Raw genomic sequence first — 20984 nt, 5'->3', positions numbered from 1 at the left:
GGTGCGCAAATCTTGCATACCAGTTGGCACAGAAGCTGCTGGTATGCAGGCCTATGGCCATTTCCGCATCCGAAATCAGTGCACGCATCGTCGAGGCGGTGATGGCGCAGAAGCTCGCGCCGGGTTCGCGCCTGGGCGAGCAGCAGCTGGCGATGCTGTTCGACTGCAGCCGCACCATCGTGCGCGAGGCCCTCACCCGGCTGGCGGCGCGCGGCATCGTCACGGTGAGCGCGCGGCGCGGCTGGTTCGTCATCGAGCCCTCGCAGGACGAGGCACGCGAGGCCTTCGAGGCGCGGCGCGTGATCGAACTCGGCCTCATCCGCAGCGCGGGCACCGCCGGCAAGATCGAAAAGACCGCCCTGCGCCAGCTGAAAGCGCACCTGCAGCGTGAAAAGGCCGCACTGAAAGAGAGCGACGTCGGCAACCGCAGTTTCCTGCTGGGCGACTTCCACGTGTGCCTGGCCGAGTGCCTGGGCAACACACTGCTGGCCGACACGCTGCGCGACTACACGGCCCGCACCACGCTGATCGCCATGCTCTACCAGTCTACGCACGACGCGGTGCAGTCCTGCGAAGACCACGTGCAGATCGTCGCGGCGCTGGAGCGCGGCGACCACGCCGCCGCCGAGGCGCTGATGGCCGAGCACATCGGCACGGTGCAGTCCGCCCTTCGCGTGCAGGCCCCCACCGATCCGCTGGCCCAGCTGCGCGACGCGCTGGCGCCGCTGCAGAACACGGCCGCGCCCACTGCGCCCGCCACGCCCAAGGGCAAGCGCCGCAAGCCCGGCGCGTCCCCCGATTCCGATTCTTCGACTTACCTAGGAGCCCTGCTATGACCTTCTCTGCTTCCAAACGCCGCGTCGCCCTGGCGCTCGCTTCCGCCGCCATGCTGGCCTCGGCCGGCGCCGCGCACGCCCAGAACGCGCTGGACAACGTGCTCAAGGCCAAGACCATCAAGATCGCCGTGCCCACCGACTACCCGCCCTACGGCTCGGTCGACAAGAACATGAAGCCGCAGGGCCTCGACGTGGAGATGGCCGAGCTCATCGGCGCCAAGCTCGGCGTGAAGGTCGAGCTGGTGCCCGTGACCAGCGCCAACCGCATCCCGTACCTGCAGACGAAGAAGGCCGACCTCGTGATCTCCACGCTGGGCAAGAACGCGGAGCGCGAGAAGGTGATCGACTTCTCGTCGGCCTACGCCCCCTTCTTCCAGGCCGTGTACGCCGCCAAGAGCATGAAGCTCACCAGCTTCGCCGACATGGCCGGCAAGACCGTCGCCGTGACGCGCGGCGCGATGGAAGACCAGGAGCTGAACAAGGTGGCGCCGCCGAACGTCGACTACCGCCGCTTCGAGGACAACAACGCGACCATCGCCGCTTTCGTGGCCGGCCAGACGCAGACCATCGCGACCAGCGCCGCGGTCGCCGGCGACATGCTCGCCAAGAACCCGAAGGTGAGCGCCGAATTCAAGCTGCTGCTGAAGGACAGCCCCTGCTTCGTCGGCGTCGCCAAGGGCGAGACCGCGCTGAAGACCAAGGTCAACGAGATCATCGCGGCGGCCAAGAAGGACGGCACGCTCGACGCCATGTCCAAGAAGTGGCTCGGCAAGGCCGCCGGCGACCTGCCGGTCTGAACGGGCACTCCCCCATGCTTCGCGCACTTCGTGTCGCTGCGCCCCCCTCGCCGGGGGCAACGCCCGCGACCCGGCGAAGCCGGTTCCGCGGCGTTCCACGAACAGACTGACCTATGAACATCGAGTTTGATTTCGGTGCGGTGCTCTCCGAGTGGCCGCTGCTGCTTCGCGGCGTGGCATGGACCGTCGGCCTGACCGCCATCGGCACCGTGCTGGGCATGATCGTGGGCACCTTCTGCGCGTGGGCGCGTGCCGACGGCCCCGGGTGGCTGCGCGCCGTCGTGGGCACGTACGTGGAGCTGATCCGCAACACGCCCTTCATCGTGCAGCTGTTCTTCATCTTCTTCGGGCTGCCGGCGGCGGGCGTCAAGCTCACGCCGGAGGTCGCCTCGGTGATCGCGATGGTGCTGAACCTGGGGGCCTACTCCACCGAGATCATCCGCGCCGGCATCGAGGCCACGCCCAAGGGGCAGATCGAGGCGGCCGTGAGCCTGGCGCTGAGCCGCTCGCAGGTGTTCCTGCGCGTGGTGCTGCCGCCGGCGCTGAAGAAGGTGTGGCCCGCGATGGTGAGCCAGATCGTCATCGTGATGCTGGGCTCGGCGGTGTGCGGCCAGATCTCCACCGAGGAGCTGAGCTACGCGGCCAACCTGATCCAGAGCCGAAACTTCCGCGCCTTCGAGGCCTTCATCGTCGCCACGCTGGTCTACCTGGCGCTGTCTGTGGCGCTGCGGCGGCTGCTCGACTGGGCGGGGCCGAAGTTCTTCTTCGGCCGCTGAGCGGACACGGCAAGAAAGCCCCTTTTCATCATGGCTGACTTCTCTCTCTGGGACATCCTGCGCAACCTGCTGCTGGCGCTGCGCTGGACCGTCGTTCTCTCGCTCATCGCCTTCATCGGCGGCGGCATCGTGGGCGCGCTGCTGCTCTTCCTGCGGCTGCGCGGCGGCAAGGCGATCGGCAAGGTCGTGGGCCTGTACGTGCAGCTGTTCCAGGGCACGCCGCTGCTGATGCAGCTGTTCCTGGCCTACTTCGGCATCGCACTCTTCGGCATCGACGTGTCGGCGTGGACCGCCGCCAGCGTGGCGCTCACGCTCTACACCAGCGCCTTCCTCACCGAGATCTGGCGCGGCTGCGTGGCCTCCATACCGAAGGGGCAGTGGGAGGCCTCGGGCAGCCTCGCGCTGAGCTTCGGCGAGCAGCTTCGCCACGTGATCCTGCCGCAGGCCGTGAAGATCGCCATCGCGCCCACCGTAGGCTTCCTGGTGCAGGTCATCAAGGGCACGGCGCTCGCGTCGGTGATCGGCTTCGTCGAACTCACCAAGGCCGGCAGCATGATTTCGAACGCCACCTTCAAGCCTTTCGTGGTGTTCAGCTGCGTGGCCCTGCTTTATTTCGTGCTGTGCTTTCCCGTGAGCCTGTACGCCAAGAACCTCGAGAGGAAATCCCATGGCCGCCGTACTTGAACCGCAACAACAACCCGCCACCTCGGTGGGCTCGCCCATCGTGCGCATCACGGCGCTGCGCAAGTCGTACGGCACCAACGAGGTGCTCAAGGGCATCGACCTCGACGTGAAGCGCGGCGAGGTGATCGCCATCATCGGCAAGAGCGGCTCGGGCAAGAGCACCCTGCTTCGCTGCATCAACGGCCTGGAGGTCTTCCAGGAAGGCTCGCTCACGGTGGACGGCAAGCCGCTGCTGCACGAAAGCGCCATGGCCATGCGCGAGCTGCGCCAGCGCGTGGGAATGATCTTCCAGAGCTTCAACCTGTTCCCGCACCTCACGGTCGGCAGGAACGTGATGCTCGCGCCCACGCTGGTGAAGAAGCGCAGCAGCCTCGAAGCCGCCTCGCAGGCGCGCAAGCTGCTCGCGCGCGTGGGCCTGGCCGAGAAGTTCGACGCCATGCCCGACCAGCTCTCCGGCGGCCAGCAGCAGCGCGTGGCCATCGCCCGCGCGCTGGCGATGGAGCCGGCCGTGCTGCTGTGCGACGAGATCACGTCCGCGCTCGACCCCGAGCTGGTGGGCGAGGTGCTGCGCGTGGTGGAGTCGCTGGCCGACGAGGGCATGACGCTGCTGATGGTCACGCACGAGATGAGCTTCGCGCGCAAGGTCAGCGACCGCGTGATCTTCATGCACCAGGGCCGCGTGCACGAGATGGGACCGCCGGCGGAGCTGTTCGGCAATCCGCAGACGGCGGAGCTGAAGCAGTTCCTGTCGTCGCTGCACGACTGAGCGGGCCGGCCTGGGCTATCCTCTGCCCGTGGCCTGCCTGTACATCGCGTCGATCATTCGCATCATTCCGAAAGGGATGGTGGGTTAGCGCGCGGCGTCACAAGCACACGCCACACGACCCGCCCCGAGAGGCGGGTTTTTCGTTTCCTGGGGGCGCTTCTTCAAGACCGAACCTTCAGGAGAAACGAATTGACCGTCCCATCCACACCCGTGCTTCACATGGTCTGCGGCAAGATCGGCGCGGGCAAGTCCACGCTCACGCGGCAGCTGGCGGCGATGCCCGGCACGGTGCTGATCAGCGAGGACTCATGGCTCGCCACGCTCTACCCCGGCGAGATCCGCGAACTGCCTGACTACATGCGGTGCGCGGGCCGACTGAAGCAGGCGATGGCGCCCCATGTGGCCGAGCTGCTCAGGGCCGGCGTGTCGGTGGTGCTCGACTTTCCCGCCAACACCGTGGCCAGCCGCCGGTGGATGCGCGGCATCTTCGAGGCGGCCGGCGCGGCGCACGCGCTGCACTTCCTCGACGTGCCCGACGCGGTCTGCAAGGAGCGCCTGCGCGCGCGCAACGCGAGCGGCACCCATCCCTTCGAGACGACGGACGAGCAGTTCGAGCTGATCACCAGCCACTTCGCCGCGCCGTCGCCGCAGGAAGGCTTCACCGTCGTGAGGCATGCCTGACGCCCAGGGCCGCTATGCTCCGTGCCCCATGCAGATCGAACAAGCCAGGCCCACCGAAGCCGCCACCGTCGCGGCCGTGTTGAACGAAGCCGCGCAATGGATCGCCGCCGAGGGCCGGCCGCTGTGGTCGGCGGCGGACGTCGCCCTCGAGCGCATCCAGCGCGACACCGATGTCGGCAGCTACTTCATCGCGCGCAGCAACGGCGACGTGGCCGGCGTCATGCGGCTCGACCTCGAAGATCCGCACTTCTGGCCCGAGATCGAGGCCGGCACATCGCTGTACGTGCACAAGCTCGCGGTGCGACGCGCAGCCGCGGGGCAAGGCGTGCCCCTGCAGCTGCTGGCCTTCGCGCGCGAACGCGCCCGCGGCATCGGCCGGCCCTTCCTGCGGCTGGACTGCGTGGCCGACCGGGCGCCGCTGCGCTCGCTGTACGAGCGCTTCGGCTTCTCGCTGCACAGCGTGATCCGCAAGGGCGAATCGTCCTTCGCCCGCTACGAACTCGCGGTTCAGTCGCCCGACAGCTCGTCTTCCTGAGCCGAGGGGTCGGGTTCGGGCTCGGGCTGCTGCACGCTCCACCACAGCTTGCCCGTCACCCAGTGCCGCTCCAGGCCGGGCGGCGGCGCGGAGTTCTCGTCGCCCACCCACAGCACGCCGTGCCGGCGGATCTGCGCGACGCTCAGCCATGGGCTGGCCGTCATGTCGCCGTCGAGCAGGACCAGCGGCCGCTCGGGCATGCGCAGCGCGAAGGCGCTCGCGATCCGGGCGGAGCCGGCGACGATCCTGACCGGGCCGCCGAGCACGGTACGAGCCGGCGGCCCGATCCGCGCGGCAAAGTGCTCCGAACGAAACCCGGCGGACCTGCTCTTCGACAGGCCCAGGCCGCTCATCGGCGACATCACCCAGGTCATGGCGAACAGCAGTATCTGGACCGCGAGGAAGCCGGTCACGGCGTCGCGCCGTTCGATGCGGTGCCACCGGCCCTCGGGGAGAAGGAGCATCAGCGCCGCGCAGGTGAAGGACATGAAGGCGGTCCCCCACTGGAACTGGAGGTCGGCGCCGGTGACGAGGCCGATCAGCACGATGGTCAGCAGCGGCAGCAGCCCCCAGATGAGGAGGAAGACGCGGGCATCCGGGGCGACGGCGGGAACCGGGTCGGGCGAAGCGGGCACGGTTTCGCGCCTCGTCTTCCACAGCAGGCCGGCCGCCAGCAGCAGCGCCGGACTCAGCCTGTTGCACTGGTCGGCAAGCCAGTGCACCGCGTGGGCCGCGCGCTGCGCGCAGGCCATCGCGGCGCCCAGCGAGGTATGAGCCGCGTAGCGGAACGGAAGGAAGTCGTGCGCCACCAGCCACCAAAGATGGGGCGCGAAGACCGCGGCCGCGACCATCGCGGCGTTCAGCAGGCCGCGCAGGTGCAGCGGATCGCGCCAGCCGCGTTGCGTGAGCCAGAAGACGATGACGCACAGGGCGGCCAGCACGACCTGGTACTTGGCCAGCGCGCCGAGCCCGAGCATCAGCCCCAGCGCGAGCCAGGCCCTCGGCGATCGGTCCGCGAAGGCACGCCAGCAGAACCATGCGGCCGCCGCCACGAACAGGAGCAGCACCGTGTTGTGGTTGTAGAAGTTGGTGCGGCCGCTGTAGTAGGTGATGCTCAGCGAGCCGAGCATGGCCAGGGCCGCGAAATGCCTGCCGGCCAACTCGCGCACCAGCCGCCATGAAATCAGCAGCGCCCCCGAGATGACCAGCGCGCCCGCGGCGCTGACCACCCATTCGTGAATGCCGAAGAGCTGGACCAGCGGCCAGATCATCATCGTGGGCAGCGGCGGATGCTTGTGGTAGCCCCACTCGATGGAGCGCACCCAGACGAGCTGCTCGACCGAGTCGGTGGGCGGCGACCAGCTCAGGGCCATGAGGACCGAAACCCACGCGACCGCCCAGACCGCCATCCACGCCACCGCGTCGGGCAGATGGGCGTTCGCGGAACGACAAGGCGACGATGCCGGGGCGTCGCGGGTTTCCAGGCCGGTCGGGCGACCACCCGCATCCCCGGAGCTGTCGGGTTGAAGCAGCATGAAGAGCATCCGTGTGAGGAGGAAACGGGCAGGCGCCGAGGCTGCTCCGCCGCTCGCATGGGTTGGCATTTCCACCGCGCGGGAAACGCTGCCTGGTGCGCAGGCGGGAATATAGACACTATTTACTACGACACTTTGCAATTCAGACAGAAAACTTTACGAACCGTTAAAAAACCGCGCCCGTCCTTTCCCGCCTTCTTCGCCGCGTCAGGGAAGCGGCCCACGCCTGTGGCAAGCTCCGAGAAGCATGAACATTCGTAACCTGCATCCCACCTCCCGCCGCCGGCTCCTGCGCGCGCTGCTGGGCGCCGCAGCCCTGCAGGCGCCCTTCGCGGCACTGGCCGGCTTCAATTTCTTCACCAGCGAATACACGGCCAGCCGCGACGAGCTGCAGTCGCAGATCGCCAAGCGCTTCCCGGTGGCCGAGCGCTACGCCGAGATCTTCATGGTCGGCCTGCGCGACCCGCAGCTGGGCCTGAACGCGCAGGCCAACCGCGCGGCCATCACCGCCACCCTGACCATCGCGAGCCCCCTGCTGGCCGCCTCGCCGGTGCAGGGCGTGGTGTCGGTCAGCAGCGCGCTGAAGTACGACGCCAACGCGCGTGCCCTGCGGCTCGACCAGCCCAAGGCCGAGCGCCTCGAGCTGCAGGGCGTCGAGGGCCGCGACGCCGAGCGGCTGCAGAAGGTGGGTGCGGTGGTCGCCCAGGAACTGCTGCAGGGCCAGGTGCTGCGCAGCTTCACGGCCGACGAACTCACGGTCGGGCGCAAGACCTACGAGATCGGCGACATCACGGTGCAGGACAACGGGATCAAGGTGCAGCTCAAATGAAGACATCCGCCCTCCTCGCCGGCGCGCTCGTCCTGGCCGGCTGCGCCGCCATCGCGCCCACGGCCCGCCAGCACTTCGACCTCGAGGCCCATCGCGGCGGACGCGGGCTGGCGCCCGAGAACACGCTTGCCGCGTTCTCCAACGCCATCGACATGGGCGTGACCACGCTGGAACTCGACATCGGCCTCACCGCCGACGGCGTGGTCGTGATCTCGCACGACACATCGCTCAACCCCGACCACACGCGCGACGCGAGCGGTGCCTGGCTGGCACCGAAGAGCGGCGCCCCGATCCGCTCGCTCACGCTGGCGCAGCTGCAGAGCTACGACGTGGGCCGCCTCGACCCGGCGAGCAACTACGGCAAGCAGTTCGCGCTGCAGATTCCGCGCGACGGCGAACGCATTCCCACGCTGGCCTCGCTCTTCGAGCAGGTGCAGGCGCGCGGCGCCGACGCGGCCACGGTGCGCTTCAACATCGAGACCAAGATCGACCCGTCGAAGCCCGACGAGACTGCCGCGCCCGAGCCGATGGTGCGCGCACTGCTCGCCGAGATCGACAAGGCGAAGATGGCCGACCGCGTGACCATCCAGAGCTTCGACTGGCGCACGCTGACGCTGGTCGGCAAGCTCGCGCCGCAGATGCCGCGCGCCTACCTCACGACGCCCCGCACGCTGAAGGACAAGCGCTGGACCGACGGCTTCGACCCGGCGAGCTTCGCCTCGGTGCCGCAGATGGTCAGGGCGGCGTCGGCCAACGCGCCGAGTCCGGTGATCTGGTCGCCGGCCTTCGCCGACCTGACGCCGGAAGTCATCAGGGAAGCGCAGAAGATCGGCATGAAGGTGCTGCCCTGGACCGTGAACCAGCGCGCCGACATGCAGCGGCTGATGGACTGGGGCGCGGACGGGATCATCACCGACTACCCCGACATCCTGCGCGACCTGATGCGCGAGCGGGGGCTGTCGCTGCCGCCACCGGGAAAGAACAGCAAGTCATGAGCGTCGCGCTGCAACTCGACGCCATCGCCGCGCGCATCGCGGCCCTGCGCGACGGCGGCGGATCGATCACCACGCTGTCGAACGAGGCCCGCGCCAGCACCGAGCTGCTGGGCGCCCTCCCCCCGCGCTACGGCGAGGTGCTGCTGAACCTGCTCGACCGGCTGGAGTCGGGCGCGCTCTTCAGCGAGGAAAGCTGTTCCTTCAGCCAGAAGGACCTGCTCGACAACCTGCAGGTGTGGGCGGACAAGGCCCGGAACCAGCTGGTGTCTTGAGGCACCGGTTTATCATCCCGCCCCATGCGCACCCTGCTGCTCGCCATCATGATCGTCCTGCTGCCCGTTCGCGGCTGGCTCGGCGATGCCATGGCGGTCGAGATGGTGCGGCATTCGCTGCCGGCGGCGATGGCGATGGCTTCGCAGGAAGCGGCGCCCATGGCGACCGCGGCAGCCGAGGCCCATTGCCACGAGGCGATGGATGCCGGTGGCAGCGACATGAGCATGGACATGTCCTCCCATGGCAGCAGCCATGACGGCAGCAGCTCCGATCACTCCGATCACCAGGGCTGCGGTACCTGCACCGCGTGCCAGGTCTGCCACACGGTGGCGCTGGGCGGCCTGCCCCTTGCCGATACCGTGAATGACGTCCCCCGCATGCAGCCCACGGCGCATGCCGCGCGCTTCGTCAGCGCCGAGCCCGTTTCGGGCCTGAAGCCACCCATTTCCTGATCTCCCTGCCCGTAGTCCGTCCGCAGTGAGCCCGTTCCGGCTCGCCGCGTCCGTCGTATTGCTCATGGAGATCGAACGTGAATTCCCCTGTCCGCCGGCAGCCTGCCGGCCTCCTTCGCTATCGGAAGCGTAGCGAACCGGATTCGCCTGCAGTTCGCAGGCCCCCGCTTTCATTCATCAGGTCCGGCGCCGCGCTGGCCGCCGCGCTGGTGCTCGCCGGCTGTGCGAGCCTGTCGCCGGACGGCGGCAGCGCCGACGTGCAGGCGCTGGTCGGCAACAACCCGCTGATGGCCGGCGCCACGGCGCAGCGCACGCCCGACGAAGCCTCGCAGAAGAGCGTCGACGCGCTGCTCGCCAGGCCGCTCGACGTCGAGGCCGCGGTGCGCATCGCGCTCATCAACGGCCCGCGCGTGCAGGACGCCTTCGCCACCCTGCAACTGAGCGACGCCGACCGCGTGCAGGCCGCGAGCCTGCCGAACCCGGTGCTCTCCTTCAGCCGCCTGGCGCAGGGCAGCGAGCGCGAGTTCGAGCGGATGCTCAGCTTCAACGTGCTCGGCCTCGTCACGCTGCCCTGGCAGGCCCGGTGGGCCGGCCAGCGGCACGAGGCGGCCAAGCTGCAGGCCGCGCAGAGCGTGTTGGTGCTGGCGGCCGACACCCGCCGCGCCTGGGTGCGCGCGGTGGCGGCGCAGCAAAGCGTGGCGTACCTGCGCGACGCGAAGGAAGCCGCCGAAGCCGGCGCCGAACTCGCGCACCGCATGGCCCAGGTCGGCAACTGGAGCGCGCTGCAGCGCACGCGTGAACAACTGCTGCTGGCCGATGCCGCCGCGCAGCTTGCACGCGCGGAGCAAGCGGCCGTGGCTTCGCGCGAGCAGCTCACGCGGCTGATGGGCCTGAGCGGCGAGCGCGCCGCCAGCTACACACTGCCCGATCGCCTGCCGCCGCTGCCGAAGGCACCGCCCGAGCTCGGCGACGTACAGGCGCTGGCGCTGCGCGACCGGCTCGACGTGCGCTCGGCGCAGGCGCAGAACGCCGCCGTGGCCGGCTCGCTCGGCCTCACACACGCCACGAGCGTGATCAACGCGATGGAACTCGGCGTGGTGCGCAACACCACCTTCGACAACGACGCCGACCGCACGAAGAAGACCAAGCGCGGCTTCGAGCTGGAGCTGCCCATCCCGATCTTCGACTGGGGCCAGTCGCGCAACGGCCGTGCCGAGGCGCAGTACCTGCAGTCGGCGGCCCGCGTGCGCGACGTGGGCGTGCTCGCCGCGAGCGAGGCGCGCGAGGCATGGCAGGGCTGGAACACGGCCTATGCGCTGGCCCGCCGCTACCGCGACGATGTGCTGCCGCTGCGCAAGAAGGTCAACGAGGAGATGGTCCTTCGCTACAACGGCATGCTCGCCAGCGTCTGGGAACTGCTCGGCGAAACGCGCGCCAGCATGCTCGCGGTGAACGCGGGCATCGAGGCGCAGCGCGATTTCTGGCTGGCGGACACCGATCTGCAGCTGGTGCTCACGGGCAGCTCGCCCGGTGCAATGACGGCGCCGCAGACCGCGGCGGCCGGCGATGCCCCCGCAACGGGAGGCCACTGAAATGAACCGTCGAAACTTCTTCGCGGGCGCGGCCACGGCCGTCGCCGCCACCACCGTCAGCCGCGTGTCGATGGCAGCGCTGCCCGAACCCGTCTCCCAGGGCTCCACCGCCACCGCGCCGCCGCTGGTGCCGCCGAACGGCCGGCCCTACAACCCCGTCGTCACGCTCAACGGCTGGACGCTGCCCTGGCGCATGAACGCCGGCGTCAAGGAATTCCACCTCGTCGCCGAGCCCGTGGTGCGCGAGATGGCACCCGGCTTCAAGGTCAACATGTGGGGCTACAACGGCCAGTCGCCCGGCCCGACCATCGAGGTGGTGGAAGGCGACAAGGTCCGCATCTTCGTGACCAACAGGCTGCCCGAGCACACCACCGTGCACTGGCACGGCCAGCGCCTGCCCAACGGCATGGACGGCGTGGGCGGCATCACGCAGCCGCACATACCGCCGGGCAAGACCTTCGTCTACGAGTTCACCGCGCGCCGCCCCGGCACCTTCATGTACCACCCGCACGCCGACGAGATGGTGCAGATGGCGATGGGAATGATGGGCTTCTGGGTCACGCACCCGAAGGCCGAACACCCGCTGATCGAGAAGGTCGACCGCGACTTCTGCTTCCTCCTCGGCAGCTTCGACGTGGAGCCCGGCAGCGCCACGCCCAAGGTCAACACCATGACCGACTTCAACATCTGGAGCTTCAACAGCCGCGTGTTCCCGGGCATCGACACGCTCAACGTGCGCAAGGGAGACCGCGTGCGCATCCGCGCGGGCAACCTCACGATGACCAACCACCCCATTCACATCCACGGCCACGAGTTCGAGGTGACCGGCACCGACGGCGGCCCCGTGCCGCGCACCGCGCGCTGGCCCGAGGTGTCGGTGGACGTGGCGGTGGGCCAGATGCGGCAGATGGAGTTCATCGCCGACGAGGAAGGCGACTGGGCGCTGCACTGCCACAAGTCGCACCACACCATGGGGCCGATGGGCCACGACGTGCCGACCATGATCGGCGTCGACCACAAGGGCGTGGCCGAGAAGATCCGCAAGCTCGTGCCCGACTACATGGTGATGGGCGACAAGGGCATGGCCGACATGGGCGAGATGGAGATGCCCATTCCCGACAACACCGTGCCGATGATGACCGGCACCGGCCCCTTCGGCTCGGCCGAGATGGGCGGCATGTTCACGCTGCTGAAGGTGCGGCGCGACCAGAAGCCGGGCGACTACCGCGATCCGGGCTGGTTCAGGCATCCGGCCGGTACGGTCGCGCGCGAAGTGCCGAACGCGAACGTGCCGCCGGCTACCCGCAAGGAAACGCCTGCGTCGCCAAAGGGCGGCAAGCCCGACGCGACCGTGCGCAAGCCCTCGGGGCACGACGCGCACAACCACTGACCCCTTCTCCTCTCCTCCTTTCTTTACGGAGCTCACCTCATGAAGAAGACACACCTCAAGTCCATCGCCGCCGGCCTCATGCTCGCGGCACTCGCCAGCGCCTCGTTCGCGCACGAGGCCCACGACAAACCCAAGCCGAAAGGCGCGGCCGAACTCGCCCCGGAGCAGAAGCCCTGGGGCATCGCGGGCAAGGCCGCCGCGGTGAAGCGCACCATCGACATCGCGATGGCCGACGACATGACCTTCACGCCCTCGGTCATCGAGGTTCGTGAAGGCGACACCATCCGCCTGCGGCTGAAGAACCGCGGCAAGGAGCTGCATGAGCTCGTGCTCGGCACCACCGCCGAGATCGAGGCCCACGCGGCCATGATGAAGAAGTTTCCCGACATGGAGCACGACGACCCGTGGATGGTCCACGTGCCCGCCGGCAAGACCGGCAGCATGGTCTGGACCTTCAACCGCGCCGGCGACTTCGACTTCGCCTGCCTCGTGAAGGATCACTACGAGCTCGGCATGGCCGGCCGCGTGCGCGTGCTGCCCGCCGCCGGCAAGTCCTGAAGGAGAACGCCATGCGCAGAAGAAAGATGCTGCTGGCGCTGGCCTCCACCGCCTTGCCCTTCGCCACGACGACCGCACTGGCCGCCGCGCCGATGGTCGAGATCTGGAAGGACCCGAACTGCGGCTGCTGCCAGGACTGGGTGAAGCACCTCAACAAGAACGGCTTCGCCACTCGCGTGCACGACGAAGGCAACACGGCCGCGCGCAACCGGCTGGGCATTCCCGCGAAGCTGGGCTCGTGCCACACGGGCCTGTTCGGCGGCTACGCCATCGAAGGCCACGTGCCCGCGCGCGAAGTGCAGCGGCTGCTGAAGGAAAAGCCCAAGGCCGTCGGCCTCGCGGTGCCCGGCATGCCGGTCGGCTCGCCGGGCATGGAAGGCCCCGCCTACGGCGACCAGCGCGATCCCTACGACGTGCTGCTGGTACTGGCCGACGGCAGCACGCGCGTCTACCAGAGCTATCGCTGAAACCACCTCTCATTCCCTCATCCCCTCATCCCCCAAGGAACCCATCATGAAGAAACTGTTCACCGCCCTCTCCGCCGCCCTGCTCGCCGCTGCCGCCTTCGCGCAAGCCGCCCTGCCCTCCGTCGAGGGCGAAGTCCGCAAGGTCGACACCGACGCGAAGAAGATCACGCTGAAGCACGGCGACATTCCCAACCTCGAGATGACGGGCATGACGATGGTCTTCCGCGTGAGCGACCCTGCGCTGCTCACGAAGGTGAAGCCCGGCGACAAGGTGCAGTTCACGGCCGACAAGGTCGACGGCGCGCTCACGGTGCTGTCGATCGCGCCGTCGAACTGAGGCCTGCGTTCGCCCTCGTCCTCAATGCCGCTTCGAACAGGGCATTGAGTTCGCGCTGCGGGATCTGGCTGCGCGCGTAGGACACGGTTCCGAGCGCGTGCAGCTCCTGCGCGCTGCGCCTGACCAGCGCCATCACCGAGCGCGCGATCGAGCCGCCCACGCTGATCCGCGCGGCCCCGGCCTCGATCAACTCGAAAGCGCCGGCCGTCGCGTCGTTCAGCCCCACCACGATGTTGAGGGGGCCCGCGATTTCGCGCGCCAGCGTGCGCACGAGAGCCGGGTCGGTCACGCCCGGCACGAACACGCAGTCCGCGCCCGCCTCGATGAAACGGTTGGCACGCCGGATCGCGATGCCCAGCGCGTCGTCGCCGGGAAACCGGAACTGGAACGCGTCGGTGCGCGCGTTCAGCACGAAGCCGCCGCCCGCGGCATCGATCGCGCCGCGGGCCGCCGCGATGCGATCGACGGCCGGCTTCTCGTCGAACAGGCGCCCGCGCGCGGCATCGGTGTCCTCGATGTTGCCGCCCGCCGCGCCCGCATCGATGGCCATGCGGATGGTGTCGGCGACGTCCGCGGGCTCGTCGCCGTAGCCTGCCTCCAGGTCGGCATTCACGGGAATGTCCACCGCCGCGGCGATCTTCCTCACCACCTCGAGCATCTCCTCACGGCCGACCGAGAGGCGGGCGTCCCTCACGTTGTAGTCGGGCCGTCCCAGCGAGAAGGCGATGCCCGCGCTGGTGGTTCCTATGGCTTTGAAGCCTTCCGATGCGAGCAGGACGGCGCTGCCCGGGTCCCAGGCGTTGGGCATGACGAAACCGCCGCCCGTCCTGTGCAGTTCGAGAAAGGCGCGGCCGTGCGCCGCACGTGTCTTCTGGTCCATTCCGGCTCCGTCGTGGTCGATGAAAGGCCTCGATGGTGGATTTCGGGTCGGCGTGCGTCAAACGCATAATATTTCTCCAACCCATCTATTTCTTGCATGGATTGCATCGCATGGATTCGGAAGCACTCGCCACATTCCTGATGGTCCACCGGCAAGGAGGCGTCTCCGCCGCCGCGACCGCGCTGTCGCGCACGCAGTCGGCCATCAGCCGCCGCCTCGCGCTGCTCGAGGAAGAACTCGGCGCCGCGCTGTTCGAACGCGTGGGCCGCGGGCTCCGGCTGAGCCAGGCGGGAGAGGCTCTGCTGCCGCATGCCGAGAAGGTGGCCGCGGCGCTGGGCGATGCGGTCGCCGCCGTGCAGGCCGCGAAGTCGGACGCGGCGGGCACCGTTCACATCGCGGCCGTCGGCACGCTCGCGAGCTCGGGACTGGCTGCGGTGCTCGCGAGGCTGCGCGCGTCGCTTCCGGGCCTCGACATCCGGCTGCAGACGGCCACCAGCGCGGAGGTCAGCGAGAAGGTGCGCGCCAGCGACGTTGCGGTGGGCTTGCGCTACTACGAAGACCCGTCGCCCGACCTCCTGTGCAAGGTCGTCCACCACGAGCAACTGGTGGTGGCATGCGCGCCCTCTCATCCGCTCGCGGGCAAGCGGTTGAAGTCGCTGGTGCGGCTCTCGAAGGAGCGGTGGCTGGCCTTTCCCCAGCCGCCCCGGCGCACCGAGCCTCATGCGGAGGCGATCTTTTCGCAGTTCCTGGTGCGGGGCGTGGAACAGGTCGACTGGAGCGCCGTCGACAGCCTCACGGCGCAGAAGCGGCTGGTCGAGGCCGGCTTCGGCCTGGCGTTCCTGCAGCAAAGCGGCATTGCCGAGGAAGTCGCGCGGGGAAGCCTCGCGCTGATCCACGTCGCGGACCTGGACGTGCGCGTTCCGGTGGCGTGCGTCGTGCGCCGCTCGGCGTTTCTCAGCCGCGCGACGCACGCGCTGCTTGCCGAGCTGGAGCGCGGCGAGTTCTAGCGTAGAGCTAGAAGCGAGCCGGGTCGAAGGGCTTCAGCGGAATCTCCGGCGCAATGCCCGCGAGCAGCTGCGCCGCCAGCCGCCCGGTGCGCGCCGAGCCGCACAGGCCGACGTGCCCGTGACCGAAGGCCAGCACGACGTCGGCGCTGGCCGCCGCCGGGCCGATGCAGGGCAGCCCGTCGGGCAGGCTCGGGCGGTGTCCGAGCCAGTGCTTCACCGTCGAAGGCGAGCCCGGCGCGGGCCGAGCCAGCGAGGGAAACATCGATCGAAGGTGCGTGTGCAGGATCTCCGCGCGGCGCCAGTCGGGCGCTGCCTCGAGCCCGGCGATCTCCACCTGCCCGGCCGCGCGCAGGCCGCCGTCCATCCAGTGGGCGATGAGCTTGCCGTCGGCCACCATCGTCGGCGTGCGCGGTCCGGAGGTGGCGTCTTCGACGACCACGTGATAGCCGCGCTCCGATTCCAGCGGCACCGTGGAGCCGGCCGCCGCGGCCAGCGGGCCCGAGCGCGCGCCGGCACAGATGGCGGCGCCGTCGCAGGCGATCTCGCCGGCTTCGGTGAGCACCGCGCGCAGCCGGCCTCCTTCGATGCGGAAACCCGTCGCGCGGGTCGCGATGCGTTCGGCGCCCGCCTCGAGCGCATGCCGCGCGAGGGCCGCCACGTAGCTGCCCGGATCGCGGCAATGGCCGGCCTCGGGCACGAAAATGCCGAAGGTGTAGCGCGCATGCAGGTCGGGTTCGCGGCGGCGCAGTTCGTCCTGCGGCCATTCCTCCCACTGCACCCCGGTCCGCCGGCGCACACGCCAGCCGAGCGCGTCGCCGTCGAACTCGGCGCGGGACAGGTAGGCGTGCAGCAGACCGCGCCGCTCGACAAGCTGCGGCACACCGGCCTCGGCGGCCAGCCGCGCGTGCAGGACAGGCGCATCGGCCAGCAGCGTGCGCAGGGCGTTCGCCGTGCGCTGCACGCGCGCCTCGGTCCAGCCTGAAGCCAGGTAGCGCAGCAGCCACGGCAAGGCGCGGGGCAGATAGCGCCAGCGCAGGGCGAGCGGCCCGAGCGGGTCGGCCAGCCAGCCCGGCACCTTGAGCCACGCCCCTGGCAGCGCAGGCGGCACCACGGAATGCGACGACAGCCAGCCGGCATTGCCGTAGCTCGTCGCGTGCGGGCCGCCCGGCTCGCCGGGCTCCACCACCGTCACGCGCAGGCCCGCGCGCAATGCCTCGATGGCGGTGGCGCTGCCTACCGCGCCGGCACCGATCACGACCACGTGGCGCCTGTCGTCGGCGGCACCCGCGGCGGAAGAGAAACTTCTTGCAACCGTCATGCCGGGAATCGTAAGGGGTGCGGTCTCATAATCGGCCGCCATGTCAGCCCCGTCTTCTTCACTCTCACATTCCGCCGGTGCCATCACCGACGTCGCCGGCATCGAGGTCGGCCACTTCACCGAAACCCGCCGCCCCACCGGCTGCACCGTGATCATGGCGCGCGACGGCGCCGTGGCCGGCGTGGACGTACGCGGCGCGGCGCCCGGCACGCGCGAGACCGACCTGCTCGCGCCCGGCAACTTCGTGCAGCAGGTGCACGCCGTCGTGCTCGCGGGCGGCAGCGCCTGGGGCCTGGCGGCCGCCGAGGGCGCGATGCGCTGGATGGAGGAACGCAAGATCGGCATGGACGTGCGCTTCGGCACCCTGCCCATCGTGCCGGCCGCCGTGCTGTTCGACCTGCCAATGGGCGACGCGCGCATCCGCCCCGATGCCGCGGCCGGCTATGCCGCCTGCGAGGCCGCCGGCACCGCCGCGCCCGCCGAGGGCAACGTGGGCGCCGGCACCGGCGCGCTGGTGGGCAAGCTCTTCGGCGTGCAACGTGCGATGAAGGGCGGCATCGGTACCGCCTCGGTCAAGGTCGGTGGCATCACCGTAGGCGCGCTGATCGCGGTGAACTCGCTGGGCGACGTGATCGACCACAACACCGGCCAGCCCGTGGCCGGCGCGCGCACCGAGGACGGCAAGGCCCTGCTCGACACGCGCCGCGCTCTGCTGCGCGGCCTGAGCCCCAAGCCCCTGCTCGCGGGCACCAACACCACCATCGGCGTGATCGCCACCGACGCGGTGCTGACCAAGGTGCAGGCCAACCGGCTCGCCAACGTGGCCCACGACGGCCTGGCGCGCGCCATCAATCCGGTGCACACCATGAGCGACGGCGACACGCTGTTCGCGCTGGCCACCGGCCGCGTGCCGCTGGAGGGCGATGCTCCCGGCATGACGGTGCTCAGCACCATGGCCGCCGAGGCCGTCGCCATCGCCACGCTGCGCGCGGTGCACGCGGCGCGCACGGTGACGGTGGGCGACCTGCACATTCCCTGCGCGGCGGACCTGGGCTCGGCGCGCGGCTGAAAACAGGAGGGACCACCATGGCGTTCCCCAGAACCCTGAAGCTGATACTGCTGTCGATCCGCGACCTGATCGCTTCGGCAGGGCCGATCGTGTTCATCGTCATCGGGCTGCTGATCGCCGCCTACTGGTGGCTCCAGCCCCAGCCGCCCAAGCACGTGACGCTGGCCACCGGCCCCACGGGCAGCGCCTACGCGCAGTTCGGCAAGCGCTATGCCGAGGCGCTGCGGCACAACGGCATCGAGGTGGAGCTCAAGCCCACCTCGGGCTCGACCGAGAACCTGCAGCTGCTGCGCACCGGCGGCGCCGACGTGGGCTTCGTGCGCGGCGGCAGCGCCGACCCGGTGGCCGACGAGGAAGCCGGGCTCACCTCGCTGGGCAGCCTGTTCTACGAGCCGATCTGGCTCTTCTACCGCACCGAGTCGGCCCAGAAGATCGACCGAAAGACCGCCACGCTGACCTCGCTCGCCCAGCTGCGCGGCCTGCGCGTGAACGTCGACCTGCCGGGCAGCGGGCTGCCCGACATCATGGAGCGCATGCTCAAGGCCAACAGGCTCGGCCCGGACGACCTGCTGCTGTCGAACCTGGAGCAGGCCTCCGCCGCCGAGGCGCTGGAGGCCGGCATCCTCGACGCCATCGTGCTGTCTTCCGCGCCGCAGTCTCCGCAGGTGCAGCGGCTGCTGCGCTCCGGCGACGTGAAGCTCATGGACTTCGGGCAGGCCGACGCCTACTCGCGGCGCTTCCCGTTCCTCTCCCCGGTGACGCTGCCGCGCGGGATGATCGAGCTGTCGAAGGACATGCCGCCGCAGGACGTGTCGCTGCTCGCGGCCACCACCTCGCTGCTGTCGCGCGACGAGACGCACCCGGCCCTGCGCCAGCTGTTCGCGCAGGCGGCGCAGTCGGTGCACAGCAGCGCGGGCTGGTTCAACCGGACGCGCGACTTCCCCAACACCCGCACCAGCGAACTGCCGGTGAGCCCCGAGGGCGACCGCGCCATCAACGGCACGCCGCCGATCTGGCAGCGCTACCTGCCCTTCTGGGCCAGCAACCTCGTCGAACGCATGTGGCTGGTGCTGGGCGGCCTGCTGGTGCTGATGCTGCCGCTGAGCCGCGTGGTGCCGCCGCTGTACCAGTTCCGCGTGCGCCGACGCGTGTTCCGCTGGTATGCGCGGCTGCGCGACATCGAGGCGAAGGTCGATACGGAAACGCTGGCGAAGGAGGACGAGCGGAAGTCGCTGCTCGAGGACCTCGACCAGCTCGACCGCGTGGTCAACAAGGTGGCTGTGCCGCTGTCGTACGCCGACGAGCTCTACGCGCTGCGCAACAACATCTACGCGGTGCGCAAGCGGGTGCTGGCCAAGGCGCCGCAGGCGGGCGTGGCCGGCGCGGCCACGGCAGCGGCGAACGATGCCGTCTGACAAGACCCGGCCCACGACCCCGCGCACGCTGATCGACTTCGCGCAGCCGCACGGCGACGCGCGCAGGTTGCGCCTGGGCTTCGGCGCACCGTCGCGCGTTCTGGTGGCGCGCACCGCGGCCGAGGTACGCCCCGTGCTCGATGCCGTCGAGGCGCTCGCCCGCGAGGGGCGATGGTGCGTGGGCTACCTGCGCTACGAGGCCGCCGCGGCTTTCGACCGCGCGTTCGCGGTGCACGCGGTGCACGCGGAGGACGGGCCGCTGGCCTGGTTCGGCGTGCACGACGAGGCCCTGCCCTGGCCTGAAGCACCGGGCGACGACGCCGCGCCTTCGATCGACTGGCAACCCGGCATCTCGCGCGCCGACTTCGACCGGCGCATGCAGGCCATCCACCGCGCCATCTCGAACGGCGAGCTCTACCAGCTCAACTACACCGCCGCGCTGCATGCCCGCTTCGATGGCGACGCGCAGGCCCTGTTCATGGCGCTGCGGCAGGCCCAGCCCGACGGCTACACCGCCTTCATCGACACCGGCGAGGAGCAGGTGCTGTCTGTGTCGCCCGAACTCTTCTTCGACTGGCAGGGCGACCGCATCCTGACGCGCCCCATGAAGGGCACGGCCCCGCGCGGTGCCACGCCCGCCGAGGACGAGGCGCTCGCGCAGCGGCTTCGCACGGTGCCGAAGGAGCGGGCCGAGAACGTGATGATCGTGGACCTGATCCGCAACGACCTCTCGCGCGTGGCGCGGCCTTTCTCGGTGCGCGTGCCGCGCCTGTTCCACACCGAGGCGCTGCCGACCGTGTGGCAGATGACCTCCGACGTAGAAGCGCTCGTGCGCGAAGGCACCACGCTGGCCGACGTGTTCGGGGCGCTGTTCCCTTGCGGCTCGATCACCGGCGCACCCAAGGTCAGCGCGATGCGCATGATCCGCGAGCTTGAACCCGAGGCGCGCGGCGTGTACTGCGGCGCCGTGGGCATCGTGCGGCCCGGAGGCCATGCCACCTTCAACGTGCCGATCCGCACCGTGACGCTGCGAAACGGCGAGGCGCGCTGCGGCATCGGCAGCGGCATCACGGCCGATGCGCGGGCCGATGCGGAGTGGGAGGAATGGCATCACAAGCGCGCCTTCCTGGACCGGGCAGGCCAGGCCTCGACGCCATCGTTCGACCTGCTCGAAACGCTCGCGCTGGCGGACGGCGAACTGCGCGACGCGCCCGAGCACCTGGCGCGCATGGCGGCCGCGGCAGCGCATTTCGGCCGCCCGTGGAACGAGGAGACGGTCGCCCGCTGCCTCGACGGACTGAAGGCGCGTCATGCCGCGGGCATGTGGCGCGTGCGCCTGCTGCTCGATGCGCAGGGCACGCCGCGTGCCGAGGCCTTCGCGATGGAAGCGCCGCCGGCGCGCGTGCGCCTGCAACTCGCAGAGCGGCCATTCGACGAAGCCCACGGCGACTTCACTCGATTCAAGACCACCCGCCGCGCCCACTACGAAGCCTTCGCGCCCACCGCCCCGGGCGTGTTCGACACCCTGCTGTGGAACCGCGACCGCGAAATCACCGAATGCACGCGCGGCAACATCGCCCTGCTGCTCGACGGCCGCTGGGTCACGCCGCCCTTGCACTGCGGTTTGCTGAACGGCATCGGCCGCGCCAACCGCGTGCGCGGCGGCCAGCTTGCCGAAGCGGTCGTTCGGGTGGACGATCTGCCCCGGGTGCGGGCCCTGGCCTTCGTGAACAGCCTGCGCGGCTGGCTGGATGCCGACCTGGACGGCTTTCAAAAATAGTTCGACTACGCG

General features: G+C 69.8%; 23 protein-coding genes. 20 read left to right on the top strand and 3 right to left on the bottom strand.

Features of this window, described 5'->3' with window-relative positions:
• Positions 1-53: 53 nt before the first annotated feature.
• The 7 genes from ABL840_RS12415 to ABL840_RS12385 all read left to right on the top strand — a co-directional run bounded on the left by ABL840_RS12415 (position 54) and on the right by ABL840_RS12385 (position 5075).
• Positions 54-836 carry a GntR family transcriptional regulator gene (locus ABL840_RS12415; protein ID WP_093199547.1) on the top strand — a complete coding sequence of 261 codons (783 nt, stop codon included), beginning with the start codon at positions 54-56 and terminating at the stop codon, positions 834-836.
• Positions 833-1633: a transporter substrate-binding domain-containing protein gene (locus ABL840_RS12410; RefSeq protein ID WP_093199545.1), complete on the top strand. Its 801-nt coding sequence runs from the start codon at positions 833-835 to the stop codon at positions 1631-1633. Before ABL840_RS12415 ends, ABL840_RS12410 begins: the two co-directional genes overlap by 4 nt.
• Positions 1634-1746: 113 nt before the next feature.
• Complete coding sequence (locus tag ABL840_RS12405) at positions 1747-2409, top strand: amino acid ABC transporter permease (RefSeq protein ID WP_093300901.1); 663 nt, start codon at positions 1747-1749, stop codon at positions 2407-2409.
• Between the two features lie 30 nt (positions 2410-2439).
• Positions 2440-3093: an amino acid ABC transporter permease gene (locus ABL840_RS12400; protein WP_093300903.1), complete on the top strand. Its 654-nt coding sequence runs from the start codon at positions 2440-2442 to the stop codon at positions 3091-3093.
• Positions 3077-3859 (top strand): amino acid ABC transporter ATP-binding protein, encoded by a 783-nt coding sequence (locus ABL840_RS12395; RefSeq protein ID WP_093300904.1) that lies wholly within the window; start codon positions 3077-3079, stop codon positions 3857-3859. The genes ABL840_RS12400 and ABL840_RS12395 overlap by 17 nt, the downstream gene beginning before the upstream one ends.
• A 219-nt stretch (positions 3860-4078) precedes the next feature.
• Entirely contained in the window at positions 4079-4540 is a 462-nt protein-coding gene (locus ABL840_RS12390; RefSeq protein WP_093300906.1) for an AAA family ATPase, read from the top strand.
• Positions 4541-4568: 28 nt separating this feature from the next.
• The gene (locus ABL840_RS12385; protein WP_093301200.1) at positions 4569-5075 is read left to right on the top strand and encodes a GNAT family N-acetyltransferase; all 507 of its coding nucleotides are present in this window, start codon (positions 4569-4571) and stop codon (positions 5073-5075) included.
• On the opposite strand, the gene ABL840_RS12380 is transcribed toward ABL840_RS12385, so the two are convergent.
• Positions 5048-6610, bottom strand: a complete 1563-nt coding sequence (locus ABL840_RS12380; protein WP_176947436.1) for an ArnT family glycosyltransferase — start codon at positions 6608-6610, stop codon at positions 5048-5050. The genes ABL840_RS12385 and ABL840_RS12380 overlap by 28 nt on opposite strands.
• A 247-nt stretch (positions 6611-6857) precedes the next feature.
• Here ABL840_RS12380 and ABL840_RS12375 point away from each other — a divergent pair, with 247 nt between their 5' ends.
• From ABL840_RS12375 to ABL840_RS12335, 9 genes are all read left to right on the top strand, one after another.
• Positions 6858-7439: a DUF1439 domain-containing protein gene (locus ABL840_RS12375; protein WP_093199530.1), complete on the top strand. Its 582-nt coding sequence runs from the start codon at positions 6858-6860 to the stop codon at positions 7437-7439.
• The gene (locus ABL840_RS12370) at positions 7436-8434 is read left to right on the top strand and encodes a glycerophosphodiester phosphodiesterase (protein WP_093199528.1); all 999 of its coding nucleotides are present in this window, start codon (positions 7436-7438) and stop codon (positions 8432-8434) included. Before ABL840_RS12375 ends, ABL840_RS12370 begins: the two co-directional genes overlap by 4 nt.
• The gene (locus tag ABL840_RS12365; protein WP_093300909.1) at positions 8431-8706 is read left to right on the top strand and encodes a hypothetical protein; all 276 of its coding nucleotides are present in this window, start codon (positions 8431-8433) and stop codon (positions 8704-8706) included. The genes ABL840_RS12370 and ABL840_RS12365 overlap by 4 nt, the downstream gene beginning before the upstream one ends.
• 24 nt (positions 8707-8730) lie before the next feature.
• Complete coding sequence (locus ABL840_RS12360; protein WP_093199523.1) at positions 8731-9159, top strand: hypothetical protein; 429 nt, start codon at positions 8731-8733, stop codon at positions 9157-9159.
• Between the two features lie 77 nt (positions 9160-9236).
• Complete coding sequence (locus ABL840_RS12355; protein WP_093199521.1) at positions 9237-10751, top strand: TolC family protein; 1515 nt, start codon at positions 9237-9239, stop codon at positions 10749-10751.
• A gap of 1 nt (position 10752) precedes the next feature.
• On the top strand, positions 10753-12141 hold the full coding sequence (locus ABL840_RS12350; RefSeq protein WP_093199518.1) for a multicopper oxidase family protein: 1389 nt from the start codon (positions 10753-10755) through the stop codon (positions 12139-12141).
• Positions 12142-12180: 39 nt separating this feature from the next.
• On the top strand, positions 12181-12699 hold the full coding sequence (locus tag ABL840_RS12345) for a cupredoxin domain-containing protein (RefSeq protein WP_093199516.1): 519 nt from the start codon (positions 12181-12183) through the stop codon (positions 12697-12699).
• 11 nt (positions 12700-12710) lie between these two features.
• On the top strand, positions 12711-13166 hold the full coding sequence (locus ABL840_RS12340) for a DUF411 domain-containing protein (RefSeq protein WP_093300910.1): 456 nt from the start codon (positions 12711-12713) through the stop codon (positions 13164-13166).
• A gap of 46 nt (positions 13167-13212) precedes the next feature.
• Positions 13213-13503 (top strand): copper-binding protein, encoded by a 291-nt coding sequence (locus tag ABL840_RS12335; protein ID WP_093300912.1) that lies wholly within the window; start codon positions 13213-13215, stop codon positions 13501-13503.
• Here the strand turns inward: ABL840_RS12335 and ABL840_RS12330 are convergent.
• Positions 13472-14383, bottom strand: coding sequence for an isocitrate lyase/PEP mutase family protein (locus tag ABL840_RS12330; protein ID WP_093300913.1), 912 nt, complete (start codon positions 14381-14383; stop codon positions 13472-13474). The genes ABL840_RS12335 and ABL840_RS12330 overlap by 32 nt on opposite strands.
• A gap of 110 nt (positions 14384-14493) precedes the next feature.
• Between ABL840_RS12330 and ABL840_RS12325 the strand changes: the two genes are divergently transcribed.
• The gene (locus ABL840_RS12325) at positions 14494-15390 is read left to right on the top strand and encodes a LysR family transcriptional regulator (protein ID WP_093300915.1); all 897 of its coding nucleotides are present in this window, start codon (positions 14494-14496) and stop codon (positions 15388-15390) included.
• Between the two features lie 7 nt (positions 15391-15397).
• On the opposite strand, the gene ABL840_RS12320 is transcribed toward ABL840_RS12325, so the two are convergent.
• Positions 15398-16708: an NAD(P)/FAD-dependent oxidoreductase gene (locus tag ABL840_RS12320; RefSeq protein WP_093301202.1), complete on the bottom strand. Its 1311-nt coding sequence runs from the start codon at positions 16706-16708 to the stop codon at positions 15398-15400.
• 40 nt (positions 16709-16748) lie between these two features.
• On the opposite strand from ABL840_RS12320, the gene ABL840_RS12315 reads away from it, so the two are divergent.
• Genes ABL840_RS12315 through pabB form a run of 3 tightly spaced genes read left to right on the top strand, consistent with a single transcriptional unit; the run spans position 16749 to position 20972 of the window.
• Positions 16749-17777, top strand: coding sequence for a P1 family peptidase (locus ABL840_RS12315; protein ID WP_093300916.1), 1029 nt, complete (start codon positions 16749-16751; stop codon positions 17775-17777).
• A 17-nt stretch (positions 17778-17794) separates the two neighbouring features.
• Entirely contained in the window at positions 17795-19192 is a 1398-nt protein-coding gene (locus ABL840_RS12310; protein WP_093199500.1) for a TAXI family TRAP transporter solute-binding subunit, read from the top strand.
• Positions 19182-20972 carry an aminodeoxychorismate synthase component I gene (gene pabB / locus ABL840_RS12305; RefSeq protein WP_093300918.1) on the top strand — a complete coding sequence of 597 codons (1791 nt, stop codon included), beginning with the start codon at positions 19182-19184 and terminating at the stop codon, positions 20970-20972. The genes ABL840_RS12310 and pabB overlap by 11 nt, the downstream gene beginning before the upstream one ends.
• Positions 20973-20984: the final 12 nt, after the last annotated feature.

Origin of the sequence: Variovorax sp. NFACC27 (assembly GCF_048301545.1) — a bacterium.
GTDB classification, from domain to species: Bacteria; Pseudomonadota; Gammaproteobacteria; order Burkholderiales; family Burkholderiaceae_C; genus Variovorax; species Variovorax gossypii.
This window is presented reverse-complemented; position numbering and strand designations above follow the sequence as displayed.

What these genes read in the sequence shown, in the direction of transcription:
- ABL840_RS12415 (WP_093199547.1), top strand. Translation starts at nt 54, where the DNA reads ATGGCCATTTCCGCATCCGAAATCAGTGCACGCATCGTCGAGGCGGTG.
- ABL840_RS12410 (WP_093199545.1), top strand. Translation starts at nt 833, where the DNA reads ATGACCTTCTCTGCTTCCAAACGCCGCGTCGCCCTGGCGCTCGCTTCC.
- ABL840_RS12405 (WP_093300901.1), top strand. Translation starts at nt 1,747, where the DNA reads ATGAACATCGAGTTTGATTTCGGTGCGGTGCTCTCCGAGTGGCCGCTG.
- ABL840_RS12400 (WP_093300903.1), top strand. Translation starts at nt 2,440, where the DNA reads ATGGCTGACTTCTCTCTCTGGGACATCCTGCGCAACCTGCTGCTGGCG.
- ABL840_RS12395 (WP_093300904.1), top strand. Translation starts at nt 3,077, where the DNA reads ATGGCCGCCGTACTTGAACCGCAACAACAACCCGCCACCTCGGTGGGC.
- ABL840_RS12390 (WP_093300906.1), top strand. Translation starts at nt 4,079, where the DNA reads ATGGTCTGCGGCAAGATCGGCGCGGGCAAGTCCACGCTCACGCGGCAG.
- ABL840_RS12385 (WP_093301200.1), top strand. Translation starts at nt 4,569, where the DNA reads ATGCAGATCGAACAAGCCAGGCCCACCGAAGCCGCCACCGTCGCGGCC.
- ABL840_RS12380 (WP_176947436.1), bottom strand. Translation starts at nt 6,610, where the DNA reads ATGCTGCTTCAACCCGACAGCTCCGGGGATGCGGGTGGTCGCCCGACC.
- ABL840_RS12375 (WP_093199530.1), top strand. Translation starts at nt 6,858, where the DNA reads ATGAACATTCGTAACCTGCATCCCACCTCCCGCCGCCGGCTCCTGCGC.
- ABL840_RS12370 (WP_093199528.1), top strand. Translation starts at nt 7,436, where the DNA reads ATGAAGACATCCGCCCTCCTCGCCGGCGCGCTCGTCCTGGCCGGCTGC.
- ABL840_RS12365 (WP_093300909.1), top strand. Translation starts at nt 8,431, where the DNA reads ATGAGCGTCGCGCTGCAACTCGACGCCATCGCCGCGCGCATCGCGGCC.
- ABL840_RS12360 (WP_093199523.1), top strand. Translation starts at nt 8,731, where the DNA reads ATGCGCACCCTGCTGCTCGCCATCATGATCGTCCTGCTGCCCGTTCGC.
- ABL840_RS12350 (WP_093199518.1), top strand. Translation starts at nt 10,753, where the DNA reads ATGAACCGTCGAAACTTCTTCGCGGGCGCGGCCACGGCCGTCGCCGCC.
- ABL840_RS12345 (WP_093199516.1), top strand. Translation starts at nt 12,181, where the DNA reads ATGAAGAAGACACACCTCAAGTCCATCGCCGCCGGCCTCATGCTCGCG.
- ABL840_RS12340 (WP_093300910.1), top strand. Translation starts at nt 12,711, where the DNA reads ATGCGCAGAAGAAAGATGCTGCTGGCGCTGGCCTCCACCGCCTTGCCC.
- ABL840_RS12335 (WP_093300912.1), top strand. Translation starts at nt 13,213, where the DNA reads ATGAAGAAACTGTTCACCGCCCTCTCCGCCGCCCTGCTCGCCGCTGCC.
- ABL840_RS12330 (WP_093300913.1), bottom strand. Translation starts at nt 14,383, where the DNA reads ATGGACCAGAAGACACGTGCGGCGCACGGCCGCGCCTTTCTCGAACTG.
- ABL840_RS12325 (WP_093300915.1), top strand. Translation starts at nt 14,494, where the DNA reads ATGGATTCGGAAGCACTCGCCACATTCCTGATGGTCCACCGGCAAGGA.
- ABL840_RS12320 (WP_093301202.1), bottom strand. Translation starts at nt 16,708, where the DNA reads ATGACGGTTGCAAGAAGTTTCTCTTCCGCCGCGGGTGCCGCCGACGAC.
- ABL840_RS12315 (WP_093300916.1), top strand. Translation starts at nt 16,749, where the DNA reads ATGTCAGCCCCGTCTTCTTCACTCTCACATTCCGCCGGTGCCATCACC.
- ABL840_RS12310 (WP_093199500.1), top strand. Translation starts at nt 17,795, where the DNA reads ATGGCGTTCCCCAGAACCCTGAAGCTGATACTGCTGTCGATCCGCGAC.
- pabB (WP_093300918.1), top strand. Translation starts at nt 19,182, where the DNA reads ATGCCGTCTGACAAGACCCGGCCCACGACCCCGCGCACGCTGATCGAC.